The 14,950-nt window shown below is 48.1% G+C and carries 10 protein-coding genes; 2 read left to right on the top strand and 8 right to left on the bottom strand.

Annotated features, from left to right (window positions below):
• Positions 1-76 precede the first annotated feature (76 nt).
• The 4 genes from MHI55_RS09630 to MHI55_RS09615 form a co-directional block, all read right to left on the bottom strand.
• Positions 77-1,291 carry an MFS transporter gene (locus MHI55_RS09630; RefSeq protein WP_340389841.1) on the bottom strand — a complete coding sequence of 405 codons (1,215 nt, stop codon included), beginning with the start codon at positions 1,289-1,291 and terminating at the stop codon, positions 77-79.
• A 129-nt stretch (positions 1,292-1,420) separates the two neighbouring features.
• Entirely contained in the window at positions 1,421-1,987 is a 567-nt protein-coding gene (locus tag MHI55_RS09625) for a hypothetical protein (protein WP_036669791.1), read from the bottom strand.
• A gap of 119 nt (positions 1,988-2,106) precedes the next feature.
• The gene (locus MHI55_RS09620; RefSeq protein ID WP_082219034.1) at positions 2,107-2,547 is read right to left on the bottom strand and encodes a DUF350 domain-containing protein; all 441 of its coding nucleotides are present in this window, start codon (positions 2,545-2,547) and stop codon (positions 2,107-2,109) included.
• Between the two features lie 50 nt (positions 2,548-2,597).
• Positions 2,598-4,964: an endonuclease MutS2 gene (locus MHI55_RS09615; protein ID WP_047842259.1), complete on the bottom strand. Its 2,367-nt coding sequence runs from the start codon at positions 4,962-4,964 to the stop codon at positions 2,598-2,600.
• A 187-nt stretch (positions 4,965-5,151) separates the two neighbouring features.
• On the opposite strand from MHI55_RS09615, the gene MHI55_RS09610 reads away from it, so the two are divergent.
• Both MHI55_RS09610 and MHI55_RS09605 read left to right on the top strand, forming a co-directional pair.
• The gene (locus MHI55_RS09610) at positions 5,152-5,511 is read left to right on the top strand and encodes a phage holin family protein (protein ID WP_036610114.1); all 360 of its coding nucleotides are present in this window, start codon (positions 5,152-5,154) and stop codon (positions 5,509-5,511) included.
• Positions 5,512-5,732: 221 nt separating this feature from the next.
• The gene (locus tag MHI55_RS09605) at positions 5,733-6,125 is read left to right on the top strand and encodes a cytochrome c oxidase subunit II (RefSeq protein ID WP_036669784.1); all 393 of its coding nucleotides are present in this window, start codon (positions 5,733-5,735) and stop codon (positions 6,123-6,125) included.
• A gap of 104 nt (positions 6,126-6,229) precedes the next feature.
• Here MHI55_RS09605 and zapA read toward each other — a convergent pair whose 3' ends face one another.
• From zapA to abc-f, 4 genes are all read right to left on the bottom strand, one after another.
• Positions 6,230-8,860, bottom strand: coding sequence for a cell division protein ZapA (zapA, locus tag MHI55_RS09600; RefSeq protein WP_340389839.1), 2,631 nt, complete (start codon positions 8,858-8,860; stop codon positions 6,230-6,232).
• Positions 8,861-8,998: 138 nt separating this feature from the next.
• Complete coding sequence (pheT, locus tag MHI55_RS09595; RefSeq protein WP_339188647.1) at positions 8,999-11,452, bottom strand: phenylalanine--tRNA ligase subunit beta; 2,454 nt, start codon at positions 11,450-11,452, stop codon at positions 8,999-9,001.
• Between the two features lie 82 nt (positions 11,453-11,534).
• Positions 11,535-12,569 (bottom strand): phenylalanine--tRNA ligase subunit alpha, encoded by a 1,035-nt coding sequence (gene pheS, locus MHI55_RS09590; protein ID WP_017689641.1) that lies wholly within the window; start codon positions 12,567-12,569, stop codon positions 11,535-11,537.
• 410 nt (positions 12,570-12,979) lie between these two features.
• On the bottom strand, positions 12,980-14,872 hold the full coding sequence (gene abc-f / locus MHI55_RS09585; protein WP_076318306.1) for an ABC-F type ribosomal protection protein: 1,893 nt from the start codon (positions 14,870-14,872) through the stop codon (positions 12,980-12,982).
• Positions 14,873-14,950: the final 78 nt, after the last annotated feature.

Below are 14,950 nucleotides of genomic sequence, written 5' to 3'. Positions count from 1 at the left end.
CAATACAACTACAAACAGGGTACAGCACACGGAAAGTTCTCTTTTCCCGCCGCTGTACCCTGTTTATATAAGCCTGCTAAGCCGAGGGCTCTTGTCCTTCCGTTCGGTTCAATAACTTGCGCATAAAGATCCATCCAATTAGCGGAGAAGCACCAAGGACAATAATAAGCCAGATTAACATGCGTAGAGACGGAGCATTTAAGACCGTCACAATAAATATGGCCAACCCACATAGTCTGCCAAGCATCAGGCATAACTCTCTCAAAACGACAAGTTCAACCCTTTTCTCCACATTTTCGCCACTTGTGCCCATCATGTCGAATCCCGCTGATATCATCGGTAATACATATAACGGCATCGCAACAGCACTCCCAATCCCCATGATTAACAGCGTACCATAGGTCACTTTCCAGAGAAGAGGAAGAAGCACAACAAGCAGAATGAGGGCTCCAATGAACATGCCTTTTGATCTATACTGTGGTTTAAACCATTTCCCGGCTGCCCAATAACTTACTAGTGCCACAGCAGAAGTGATGAGTGAGAACTGCCCCAATTTGTACTCCTGTGCGGTAGCCAAATATACAAGCAGTGCAATCAGGAAGGCAAAGACACCTTCACGTGCACCCTGAGCGAATAAACCCAAGCCTAAGGTCCTCCAGGGACTATCCCGCTTGGATAGCTGTATCCAAGGTTCCGACCAGCGGTATGTACCGCTCACCTTTCTTTTTTTCAGAAAAAAACTAAAAACTACTGCTATGACATAAATAACGAGTGATACCGTGAAGATGAGCCGATATCCTGTGTTGTCTGTCATGCGAGTAATAATCAGACCGGAGAACCATGGACCTATAATTCCTGTCATCGAACCAAGTAACCCGACCCAGCCATTGAATAAATCCCTGTTTTCCCGATCCGTTATTTCAAAATACACAACATTAAATGCAATCCAGAATAACCCCAAGGAACAACCTAGTAGCATACCCAGAGGCCATATCCAGTCTACAGCTTTGGAACCAGCCCAGAGGACTATCATATAAAATATGCCGGACAGCGCAGTACCTAGTCGTAGTGCACTCATTTTATTGTGTTCCTTGACCCATTTGCCAGCAAGCCAGAATGTCAGTCCAATGGCCAATTGCTGGCTGAGAGTGAACCACCCCAACATGGCATAATCCGGACGGCTTTTCCACAGAAACACATTCAAAAAGGTTCCCGACAGCGCTCCGGCTAACGCAAACAATCCATTCACGCCCAAAAGCAGAATGGATTGTCGGCCTAAAGTAATCTTCATCTGCTCCTCCTTCATCCACCTGAAGTGAACTATGTACAGGTAGGTCTTAGGGTTAACGTGCCCCAAGCAAGAGGAAAACATGATGAATCTTCAGGATTGCTATGAAATTGGTTAGAATCTCCGAAATGTTTATTCCTGCGTACTCAGGTTCTTGATCAGACGCAGACGATCTTCCTCAGACAGACTGTATTGAACTTGGAAACATCCCGAGCATACATAGGTCAATACTTTAAACGGTGATGCCAATAGTGACCCTTCGCCTGAAGCTGCGTTAGCAACTGGTGTGAAGTTATCCTGCGTTGCAGCTTGTGTACCTGCGAGAATCATGAATTCGCGGCAATTCGGGCACTCTGGTACTTCTTCCTGATGATCAAGTTGCTTCTGTACACCTTGTTCATACTGAATGAGATCATTACCTTCATCCGCGTATTTGGTTAACGTTCGCAACTCCGGCAATTTGAGTTCAACTTCATCCCCCCACAGATCCGAAAGATCCGTAGTCTGTTTCTCGTTCGTTACATCGTCTACATCATAGATGTCGTCCTCAGCTTCATCGTTCTCTTCATCATCGATGTTAATGTTGAGTGTACGGTATCCTTTTAACTCATTGTGGCAATAAGGACACTCTTCTTCAGGACCGAGCTCCTCATCCCATACAATCTCCGTCTGACACCAAGGGCATACTGTTGTTTCCATATTGATCAACCTTTCTCTTTCATATAATCATGTATTCATTACATAGATGACACCGATGGCAAAAAACACGATCGATGCCGCAAACAGAATTCGTATCAATATCTTCATGACCGGTCCCCCTAGATAATGCTCGCGCCAATTACAAACGACAGCGAGACTGAAATAATCATGGATATCAATCCGACAGCTCGGTTATCCGATTCGATCTCCTTATCAATGGAGAACACGGGTGTCAGGAATTCGAACAAAAAGTAGGCAATGAGCAGAAGGATAAACCCTACAAATGACCACGTCATGGCTTCATACACCGAAGATTTCGCTTGTATGCAGAACCGCAATACGTTGCAGATCCCGAAGATCTTACCTCCTGTAGCCATCGCAACGGCCACATTGCCCTTCTTGATCTCCGTCCAGCATTTATACTTAGTCACCAGTTCGAAACAAGCCAGAAATACGAGCAGCTCCATAATCGCTACCGAGAAAAAACCGAGTACCATCCCCAAGGGATGAGACAGCAATTGGTCAATGCTTTCTATCACGCACCGTTCCCCTCTCCCCATCTGCGACCTTCATGAATAAGGTCGCAGAATATCATTGATTCATGGACCGGCTATTCCAATTCTGCGACGGTCACACCGTTACCGCCTTCTCCGTAATTGCCCAGCCGGTAGCTTTTTATATGTTTATGCTTACGCAGGTAATCCTGAATACCGGAACGTAAAATTCCTGTACCTTTACCATGAATAATATAAACTTGGCCCAGGTTGGCAAGGAAAGCTTCATCAATGAACCGGTCTGTCTCCATCAGGGCTTCTTCCAGGTTGGTACCACGCAGATCCAATTCACTTTTCACATTGTCATCACGTGTGCGCTTCATACCCGTTACCGGTTTTTGCTTTGGTTTGGCTGCGGGAGCCGATTGCTGCAGTTCCAAGTCATCCAGGGACACTTTCATTTTCATAATCCCCAGTTGTACCATAGCGTCTTTGCTACCCGCCATCTCTACAACATGGCCTTTTTGATTCAAACTGTAGACAAGCACTTCATCACCAGGACCGATAGCACGAGTCTTCGGCGCTGTTGCCGTCTTCTTGACCGTTTTTCTGCGTTTCTCCGGTTCAGCCTCGTCCAGCTGTTTGCGGGCAGCAATGAGTTTGTGCTCCTTCACAGAAGCACCTTCTTCCATAGCCAACAGGCGAAGATCTGCTATAATCTTCTCCGCTTCCGCGCGAGCCTTGTCCACAATGCTGCGTGCATCTTCTTCTGCTTTTTCAATCCGGCGATCACGCTGTTGTTCCAGCTTCTCCAGTTCGGTCTGATGACGACTGCGTAATTTCTCCATATCCTGGCGCAAGCTCTCTGCCTTCTCACGCTCTTGTTCAGCCGTAAGACGGTTCTCTTCAAGAGAAGCAATCATGTGCTCAATCCGTTGATCCTCTTCCTTCACTTCGCCACGGGCGTAGTCGAGAATGTAACCCGGCAGTCCCAGTCGCTCTGCAATGGCAAATGCATTACTTCGTCCAGGTACACCCACCAGAAGGCGATAGGTTGGACTCAGTGTGTTGATGTCAAATTCCATGCTGGCATTAATGACACCTTTACGCTCATATGCGTATGCTTTCAGTTCACTGTAGTGAGTGGTTGCAACCATGCGACATCCCGTCCGGTGCATATGCTCCAGCATGGAGATCGCCAGTGCGGAACCTTCAGCCGGATCTGTCCCTGCGCCAAGTTCATCAAGCAATACCAAACTTTTTGGTGTCATGTTTTTCAGAATGCGAATGATGTTGGTCATATGACTGGAGAAAGTACTCAGATTCTGCTCGATACTCTGCTCGTCCCCAATGTCTGCATAGATCGCATCAAATACACATAACTGACTGCCATCCTCAGCCGGAACAAATAAACCGGACATGGCCATCAGGCTCAGCAATCCAATCGTTTTGAGCGTTACCGTTTTACCACCCGTATTGGGACCTGTCACGATAATGGATGTATAATCATTGCCCAACTCTATGTCAATTGGAACCACGTTTTCAATCGGAATCAGTGGATGACGGCCTTTCTTGAGCTTCAGGAACCCGCGGTCATTCATGCGAGGCAATGTTGCTTTCAGTTCACGAGCCAGACGTGCTTTGGCAAAGATAAAATCAAGTGATCCCAGCAAGTCGACATCATACAACAGCCACTCTCCCTGCTCACTGACAAGTGCCGTCAATTTCTGCAAAATAATTTCTATTTCGCGTTCTTCCCGAATCCGGGTCTCGCGTAATTTGTTGTTCATTGCAACAATGGATTCCGGCTCAATGAACAATGTCGCACCCGAACCGGATTGATCGTGCACAATCCCGCCAAAGTACGAACGATATTCAGCTTTCACCGGGATAACAAAACGGTCTCCTCTGATGGTGATGAGCTGATCCTGAAGCATCTTGGATACGGTAGAGGATCGAATCATGGAATCCAGTTTTTCGCGAATCCGCGCTTCTCCGCCTCGCAGCTCACGACGAATCTGCGCCAACGTTACGCTTGCACTGTCGGCAACCTCTGCATTATCGTCAATACAGATTTTGATGGCATCCTCAAGCGTTTTTTGCTCTGACAGTTGATCACTGATATAGAACAATGATTCGATGGGCTCATCTTCATGCAAAGTACCAATCTGACGTTTCAATCGCCGCGCTGCAAAGGTTGTATTGGATATTCCCAAAAGTTCGTGAGGGTTAAGTGTGCCTCCAATTTCAGCACGTTTGATGGAAGCCGTAATATCTACAATTCCCCCAAACGACGGTGAGCCTTTCAAGCGATCAAATGTGAAGGCTTCATCGGTTTGCTGCAGCAACCGCTTCACTTCTTCAAGTTCACTGCTTGGTTCAAGTTGCTCCGCTTTCTTTTTTCCCATGGTCGTCTGGGCAAAGCTAAGCAATGTATTTAAAATTTTGCGATATTCCAGTGTGTGTAAAATTTTCGTGTCCAAGTGTACAACTCCTTCCAAACTATATCTGTATTATAACGAAAGAAACTTTCTTACGCTATTTAACGAATCCTTCCACACATAACTTCAACCATAACACCACAAACTACAGGTGTCAGGATTGTGCAACCTCTCCATCCCCTTGGAGTTGCCATGCTCAGTTCAATCCGAATAAAAGGAGGTAAACACCATGAATTTCCTGGGACATGTCGTGCGATTTGTCATCGCTGCAATTGTATTAATGGTGGTCAGCTGGATCGTTCCCGGATTCGCCGTTGGTGGCTTCTGGAGCGCTCTGTTGCTTGCTCTTGTCATTGCCCTGCTCGGCTGGATCGTTGAAGGTATCTTCGGCAAAAGAGTCAACCCGTTTGGTCGCGGTATTGTCGGATTTATCGTTAGCGCACTGGTGATTTGGCTTGGTCAATATGTTGTAGATCATGTTGAAGTCAGCCTGCTCGGTGCCATTCTCGCTGCGCTGGTTATCGGGATTATCGATCTCTTCATCCCGGTATCCACCCCTTTTGATGCCGGACGAAGCTCCAAAAGTTAATCTCCACTTCACCCTAACGTCCCCGTGTATTCTCCTAAACCTCTGAAGGCCCTGTGCCGGAAGGGGTTTATTTCATTCGGGCAGTACACACGGCTCTGCCGTGCACGTACAATTTTCAAAAAAACGACATACGCAGCGTGTACAGGCATCCACATATTGCGGTATGATGACTGGAGCAATCATTCAAATTTTATCCATATCACGCTTTAAGGAGGCACATGATGAAGAAAGGCATAACATGGCTTGCTGCCTGTATGTTAATTCTGGTCCTCACTGCATGTGGAGGAGCAAAACAGTCCGCAGAATCTGGCAGCAATGGATCCGATGCTGATGCTGGAGTTACAGCCAGTGAAGAATTGGTCATCAAGGCAAGTAACTATGAATTCGATCAACCTGAGTACCATCTTAAAAAAGGCGTTCCCGTTAACATTGTTTATAAAAATGAAAACGGAAATCACGGTATCCTTGTGCCTGAGCTGAATCTTCAACTGGATACCAGAAATAGCTCCAAAGTCATAACCCCGGACAAAGTTGGTGAGTTTGAAATGTCCTGTTCTGTCTTCTGTGGTTCAGGACACAGCAGCATGATCTCCAAAATTATCGTTGAAGAATAGTATTCAAGACAAGGAGCCCCCGCAGCGACGGGAGCTCCTTCTTTAGTATAACAAATTGTACCAGAGTACGTTGCCCACGAGCCAGTTCTGCTACATTCATTCCGCTAGGCCTGGTCCTGTTCAATCAATTCAATCCATTCGTTATATTCCGTCTGCAATTTCGTATATTCATCATGCAACTGACGATATTCCGTGTTCAGCTGCTCTGCCTTCTCCTGCTCCATTTCACGTTCAACCTGTAACAAACGTAATTGATTGGCCGCTAGTTCGTAACGCTCCCCCATCTCAAGCAGTTCAGTTTCCATGATCTCTTTCTCTTGGGTCGCTTCTGCACGTAACTTGTCCAGTTGCTGTCGTTCTTGCTCCAGTCCCTCCAGCAACTCACTACTTGCAGCACTTTCTCTCTTCCAAACCGTCAGTTCATTCTCAAGTGTAGCCCAGCGTTCCTGCCAGGATTGTTCCTGAGCCGCCCATTCATCTGCACGGCGTTGCCACACCTGGTCGTTCTGCTCTGCTTGTTCAACACTTGAGCGAAGTTCTTCTTCACGTCTTGTCAACTGCTCCAGACGGGTTGCCAACTCGGTCTGTTTGGCTGATAGTTCTTCGTATTTGATCTGCCATTCCAACGCTTCTTCCTCAGTCTGGGCTAGCCGGCTCTCTTGCTCCGAGTAGCGCTCGGAAAGTTTAGCTGAAGACTGTCTTGCTTCTTCAAGTGCGCTCACAAGCTCTTGTTTCTCCTTGCTCAATTCATCCAGCTTGGAACTGTAATTCTCTTCCCGTTGTAATGCATCACTGTAATCATTACGGATTTGTTTATAGTTATCCTGAAGTCGGTTCAGCTCTTCCCGAACAACATTTAGCTCAACTTCAAGCTGATTACGTTTCTCTTCCAAAAGCTCTGCATCCTTCTGGTATTGTACAGCCTCTTCATGGTTGAAACGAGACTCTTCCTTCACCACGGACAATTCATCATGAAGGGATTGCACACCAGACTCCAACGTTTCATTTTGTTCAGCAACTTCAAGAATCTGATTCTCCAGGTCTCCGATCTCAGCCAATCGCTGCTCAGCAAGATCCTTCAAGGACTGCTCACGTTCCGTAAGCGTGCCGATCTCATTCTGCAATGTACGCACCGCAGCATGAGCCTGTTCAAGCACTTTTTGCAGTCTGCGCTGTTCCTCTTCCGACTTCACTTCAGCCTCACGAAGCTTTTGGGCTTCCTGTTCAAGCTGTGCATGTTGCTCCTGAAGTTTGCGTAGCTGTGCTGTGAGAGAGGTTTCTCTATCCACAGTTTCATTATACTTCTGCTTCCATTGTTCCTGTGAATCACGGGATTGCTGGGCAGCCTGTTCCGTTTCACGCAGTAGCTCCTGCAACTGGGAACGGTCCTCTTTCAACTGCTCCAGTTGTTGCTCCAGTTCCGTAATTCGGCGAGTCTGAACTTCCTGCTCCTGTTTACGGACCCCATGCTCATGACGTAACGATTCCAATTGACCACGCTCGTGCTGAAGCTGCTGTTCTTGCTCTGCAACCATGTCCTGTGCACTGATGAGCTGGGTCATCACTTCTTCTAATTGCTCTTCGACATCTAATAGTCGAGTCTCCGCCTGTTTACGTTGGTCCTCAAGTTGCTGCTTGAGCTTGCCCTGTTCTTCTTGCAACAAGGCCTCTGCCGCCGCTTCGGCTTCTTTCGCTTGGGACGCTGCTGCTTCCTTGGCTTGCTGCAATTGTTCCTCGAAGGCTGCTTCTTTCTCCATCCATTCGAGTTCCAACTGCTCGGATAACGCCTTGAACTCCGCATTCAACTGATTTATCTCAGTCAGGCGCTTCTGCTCCGCTTGTTCCTGTAAGGCAGACCGTTCCTGATTCGCCTGATCCGTGAGCTCTTGTGTCTGTTGCAGCGCTTTTTCTTCAGCCTGTTGAAGACGAAGTTCCATCTGTTGCTGAAGTTCGTTATATTGCAGCGCTGCTTCTTCCTGAGCTTTCTTCAGATTGCTCTCTGCCTGCTCCAACTCGGACAAAATGGCCGACTCGGCTTCTTTTAATTGAGCTGCAGTCTTGTCCTGCAACTCTTTATATTGCGCCGCAGCTTTGGCCTGCGCCTGCTGCAATTCGGCTGCAGAACGGTTCTGAGCTTCTTTGAGCTGGGAAGCAGCCTGTGCCTGTGCATTTTTAAGCTGGTTAGCCGCTTTCTCTTCCATTTCCTTCAGCTGTTTCGTTCCCTTGGCTTCTGCTTCCTTCAGTTGTGCTGTCGCTTGGGCCTGCAATTTCTGCACTCGCTCCGTTGCTTGAGCGCGTTCTTGCTCCAGCAGCTTATTCAACTTGGCTATCTCTGAATTTTTGTCCGATTCGGACTTTTGCAAGGCCTGCTCTGCTTCAATCTTCAGCTGTTGCAAATCAGCAAGAGCCTGGTCACGCCGTTCCAATTCTTGTTGATGTTCATTTTGTATGGCGTTTAACCGATTCAATTCGTTTCTCAGTTCTGTACGTTCTCCAGTGAGCATCTTCAGTTCATTACGAATTTCCTGAGTCTGAAGAGACTGTTCAGCCATATGTACAGCCGCCAGTACCGCAATACGCGGAGTATCCAGACGGGAATTTTGCTTGGAGATCGCGCCCATACGCTCATCTACCAGGTTAGCTACTTGTTTCATATAGTCGGCACTGCTGCCAACCAGTTTATAGGAAGTCCCGTAGATCTCTACGGTGACGCGTGTACGATCAGGTGTAGTCACAGTTGTGCCCTCCTTCAAGTCTGTATGTTGATTCTAAGCTGTAATCACAAAAAAGTCACATCGATCCTCTAATGCTAAGGATTCGATGTGACTTCAAACAATTCCTGCTAATCTTTGTTCAAAAAATCTTCTTTTGTCCTATTTACGCAATTCCGCTCCGAATTGCTCTTCCAGACGAGCCACTACACGGGCATGAACTTCAGTAACTTCCTCATCGGTGAGTGTACGTTCACGATTCCGGTATACCAGTGCCATCGCCACGCTTTTCTTGTTTTCACCCAGTTTACTACCAGTAAACACATCGAATACCTGTACGTTTTGTAACAATTCACCCGCCGATTCACGAATGGCGCGCAGCATATCTCCAGCTTCAACATCCTCATTCACAACAACCGCGATATCACGTTCCATGGCTGGGAAACGCGGAAGCTCACGATAACGAATGTCAGCGTCTGCTTCGCTGTAGATCGATTCAAGTGCAATCTCTGCGATGTACACATCATTCAGATCATACTGCTGTTGCAGTTCCGGATGCAATTGACCCAATGTACCGATCAATGTGCCTTCCCCGCCATCCTTACCTTCCAGGTAAACCGATGCGGAACGTCCCGGATGGAATCCTTCAGGGCTGTTTGCTACCAAGCGAATGCGTTGTTCCAGACCTACATAGGCGAACAGATGCTCAAGAGCACCTTTCAGATCAAAGAAGTCTACTTTCTCCGCTCCAACATTCCACTGCTGGCTTGCACGATTACCGGTGAGCAACAAGCCCAGTACCGGAATCTCATGTGGTTGCTTGGTCAACTGATCTTCTTCAGTGAAGAACACATTGCCCACTTCAAATACAGCCAGTGAATCCTGTTTACGGTTCATGTTATACACCGCTGCATCCAGCATTTGCGGCAAAATGCTCGTACGAAGCACACTGCGGTCCTCGCTCATAGGCATCGCGAGTTTCACGGCTTTACTGCCTTGTGTCAACGCTGGGAACAGAGTCGCTTTATCCGGGTGTACAAAGGAGTAACTGATCATTTCCTGCCAGCCACTGCCTGAGAGCAATCCACGAATCGTGCGGCGCATTGCTTGAGAGCGTGTATATGCCCCTGGAGTCGTCGGCCCTTCAATCCATGTGGTTGGAATGTTGTCGTATCCGTACAGGCGTGCAATCTCTTCAAACAAGTCTACATCAAGCGTAATATCCCCTCTGCGTGTTGGCACTTCCACATCCAGCAATCCTTGATCAGCATCACCACATGCAAAGTGCAAGCGAGCGAAGATCGTTTTTACCTCAAGCAAAGACAGATCAGTTCCCAGATAACGATTCAGTCTGTCCAGCGACAATTGAATTACACGTTTCTCCGCAGCTTCTGCTCCAGCTTCCACGATTCCCTGGTGCACTTCACCTTCAGCATAACGCTGAATCAGTTCAGCCGCACGATCCAAAGCCGTAATCACCGCACCCGGGTCTACTTCCTTCTCAAAACGCATGCTTGCTTCGGAACGTAGCCCCAGTTGGCGCGACGTTTTCCGAACAGTTCCGCCGTCGAACTTGGCGGACTCCAGCAACAGATTCACCGTGCCTTCCGATACCTCGGAATTCTCGCCACCCATAACCCCAGCGATGGCTACCGGTTTCACGCCGTCCGTGATGAGCAACATGTGCGGCTCCAGCTTGCGCTCCTGTCCATCCAGCGTAACAATCGTTTCGCCTTCGTTGGCCATCCGCACTTCAATATGGCCCTTTTCCAGCTTATCCGCATCGAATGCATGTAGCGGTTGACCGTATTCCAGCATGACATAGTTCGTGATATCAACGATGTTATTGATTGGGCGAACACCTGCCGCCATGAGACGGTTTTGCATCCACAGCGGGGAAGCACCCAGCTTAATGCCGGTTACATAACGAGCTGCATAGTGAATGCATTGCTCCTGTGCCTTGATCTCTACAGAGATATGATTCGCGGCTGCATCACCAATTTCAACCAGTTGGTCTTTGGGACTTGGCAGCTTCACTTCACGACCCAGGATGGCACCCACTTCATAAGCTGCACCACGCATGCTGAGACAGTCGGAACGGTTTGGTGTCAGGTCCAGTTCAAGCACATGATCGTCAAGACCAAGAACCTGGCTGATTGGCGTGCCAACCTCTGTTTGTTCCGGCAGAACGAGAATACCTTCCTGCTGATCTTTCGGCAACAATTTATCGTTCATGCCCAGCTCTTTGGCGGAACAGATCATGCCAAGGGATACAACACCGCGCAGTTTGGCTTTTTTGATATCCAATCCACCAGGGAGCTTTGCTCCAACCAGGGCTACGACTACTTTTTGGCCTGCATCCACATTTTTCGCACCACACACGATCTGCAGATCTTCTTCCTGACCGGCATCGATGACACATACATTCAGTTTGTCTGCATCGGGGTGTTTCTCCTTGCTCTTCACATAACCTACAACAACTTTATTGACGCCCTTGTTGCGGTTCTCCACTACATCAATTTCGACACCCGCACGGGTGATTTTCTCCGCCAATTCCTGTGGCGTCACACCTTCAAGGGAAATATAATCAGACAGCCAATCTGTCGATACTCTCATGGACGTTCACTTCCTTCATCTATAAATTGGTGTTCCCGGTTCATTCGCTTGCTCTATATGGTTAATCTTTCTTGTCTTAAAGTTACAGCCGTCCAAATTGCTTCAGGAAGGTCAGATCGCTATTGTAGAAGTGACGGATATCATCGACACCATACTTCAGCATCGCAATACGTTCTACGCCCATTCCAAATGCAAAACCACTGTATTTCTCCGGATCGTATCCACCCATTTCCAGTACTTTCGGGTGAACCATACCGCCGCCCAAAATTTCAAGCCAGCCTGTTTGCTTACATACGCGACAGCCGCTGCCGCCACATTGTACACAAGTTACATCCACTTCCGCACTTGGCTCTGTGAATGGGAAGAAACTTGGGCGCAGACGAATTTCTGTGTGGGAACCGAACATTTCGCGTACGAATTGCAGTAGGGTTCCTTTCAGATCGCTCATACGAATGTTTTCGCTAATGACCAAACCTTCAACCTGGTTGAATTGGAAAGAGTGCGTCGCATCGTCGTCATCACGGCGGTATACTTTACCTGGGCAGATGACTTTGACAGGCACTTCGCCCTTCATGCTCTGCATGGTACGTACTTGAACCGGAGATGTATGGGTACGCATCAACAAGTCTTCGGTAACATAGAAGGAATCCTGCATATCGCGCGCCGGGTGATTCTTCGGCAGATTCAATGCTTCAAAGTTGTAATAATCCATTTCGACTTCAGGACCTTCCGCAACGCGGTATCCCATACCGATGAAAATATCTTCGATCTCCTGTACCACTTTGGTCAGTGGATGCAGTCCGCCTTGACGTCCACGACGCCCTGGCAGAGTCACATCAATTTTCTCGGATTGCAGACGCTTCGCCGTCTCTTCCTTCTGGAACTGATCCTGCTTGCTGTCGATGACTTCCTCAATGGCAGCCCGAACATCATTGGCTACTTGACCAATAACTGGACGTTCCTCCGCACTAAGCGCACCCATACCACGCAAAATCTCAGTTAATGCACCCTTTTTCCCCAAATACTTTACACGCAGATCACCGAGCGTCTGCGGATCATTCACACCAGACAACTGCTCCAGCGCTTCGATCTTCAATGCCTCTAAACGTTCTTTCATGTGTAATTGCCCCCTTTTTGTGGTGTTTTTGCAACAAAAAAAGGCCTTCTCTCCCCTGAAGGGACGAAAAGACCGTGGTACCACCCTTGTTAGACATCCATTGCTGCGTGGCCCTTCTGGCCTGCAACTGGTTCTGTCTCACTTTGTACGGAATAACGACCGTTAACCGTTTGCCCCTACTGTTGCCTCTGTGTCTGCACACAAACAGGTTCAGGGAACCGCTTCGGAGTGAATTTCGGCAGCCTTGTTCTACAGAAACGCTCTCAATCTACGGCGCTTCCTCCCTGTCCAGAGGCACTGCTTACTTATCTCCATCATCACGTTTGCTTAGTTTACCCATATCGATGTAATCATCGATGATCGTTCATAATTATATGCAAAATAGATCGAAATAGCAAGTCGTCCATGTTCTAATTTATGCTTGCACCCTTATCTTTCAATTGTTTCAGGCGCTGCTGGATTTCGCGAATCTCAGCTGCCTCGACAGCTCGCTCATTCGAATGCTCGGGCTGTGTCAGACTGTCTTTTCCAGCAGTGCTCACAGGAGAAAGCAACTCCGATAGTCGCATCTCCAATCGTAACCGCTCGTCATCGGATTCCCGGGTCTCCAGCGCCACCTCCCGAAGTTTGTTGGACTGCTCCCAATCCGTTACACCTCCTTCAAACAGAGTTGCTGTGCCACCAGCCTCCAGATCGCATAACCGATTCGCGAGCGACTTCGTCAGCATCCGGTCATGGGATACAAGCACCAAAGCACCAGAAGCCTGTTTTAATACATTTTCCATGACTTCCTGGGTATCGATGTCCAGATAGTTGGTCGGTTCGTCCAGCACCAGCAGATTGGCTCCGCCAAAGTACAGTCTCAGAAATGCCACTCTGCACTTTTCCCCCATGCTCAAATCCCCAATGCGCTTGAATACATCATCTCTGGAAAATAGGAAACATCCCAGAATGGTACGTGCCGCACTTTGTGTCATGGATGGAAGAGTAAGCAAGCTGTCCAGCAGCGTCTGATTCTCGGGGAGCCCTTCCAGCTCCTGTGAAAAGTAACCGATTTTCAGCTGTGGATGCCGTGTGACCTTGCCTTGAGAAGGTTCCAGTTCACCAATCATCAACTTCAGCAGTGTTGTCTTGCCCGTTCCATTAGGACCTCGTACAGCAAGCCGATCTCCACGTTCCACAGCAATCCGAAGATCGCGTAGCAATGGATTGTCTCCCGTATATGAAAAACTCACCTCTTCCAGCGCAAGCAGCTGGCGTGCAGCCAGTGGATTCATCTGTAATTCCATGTTCAACTTTGCAGCTTCACGAGGTTTATCCACCCGTTCCCGCTCCAAACGCTCCAGCTGTTTTTGTTTCGCATGGTAACGTGAAATATTTTTGTTGGCTTTGGCCTTGTAGAAGCTCTGGGTGATCTTCACCTCTACATCGGTCGCCGAATTATGCGCTTTATGGAACCATTCCTGATAATTTCGAATCGTTTCTTCCAACGCCTTACGTTCCAATTCCTGCCTGCGGTAGATCGTTTCCTGTTCGCGTAATTCACGCTCTTTGTGGATCTTGTAGTCGGAGTATCCGCCCTTGTATGTGGTCAGGGCATCTGGACTGAACTCAATGACTCCTGTTGCTACCTGATCAATAAACGTACGATCGTGTGATACAAATAACAGCGTACCTTCATATGAGGATAACCACTCTTCCAGCCAGCGCATGCTTCCCTCATCCAGATGATTTGTCGGTTCATCCAGGATCAGGAATTTGGGTTTGCTGACAAGTAGCCCCGCCAAACGAGCCTTTGTTTTTTGTCCACCACTCAAGGAATGATAGGGTCTGTTCCAATGCTCTGCGGATAATCCAAGGCGAGTCAGTACCTTCTCTACCTCAGTCTCCCACATATAACCGTTCAACTGTTCATATTGCTCCATCACTTGTGTATAAGCTTCAAGCAGCTCTTCATCCGCTTCAGTGCTCATGCTCAACCGTTGTTCCAGTTCTTCCAAGTTCCGTTTCACTTCATAGATCTGACCGCTCTCACGCCGGACCGCATCCAGTACATTCATCCCGGTCTCAATCTCCGAGCGCTGGCGCATGAACCCCCATTCCTGCTGAGGGCTATGACGTTCGATCCGTCCACCACCATGCTCCTCACCCAAAATGATGCGTAACAACGTTGTCTTGCCGCATCCGTTGCGACCCAAAATGGCGAGTCGTTCGCCCTCATTAATCTCCAAATTCAATCCTGTAAACAATTCAATACCGTTCCACTCTTTTGATACTTCATGTAAGCGTACCAATGTCATCATGAGGCCTCATCCTTCCTGCATCCTTTTTGCCGAACAAAAAAAACCGCTGGCATCAGCCGGCGGTTTGGCAATTCAGGG

Source organism: Paenibacillus sp. FSL E2-0151 (assembly GCF_037993015.1).
Taxonomy (GTDB): Bacteria; Bacillota; Bacilli; order Paenibacillales; family Paenibacillaceae; genus Paenibacillus; species Paenibacillus amylolyticus.
Note: the sequence above shows the minus strand (reverse complement) of the source record. Positions and strands in the feature narration are given on the sequence as shown.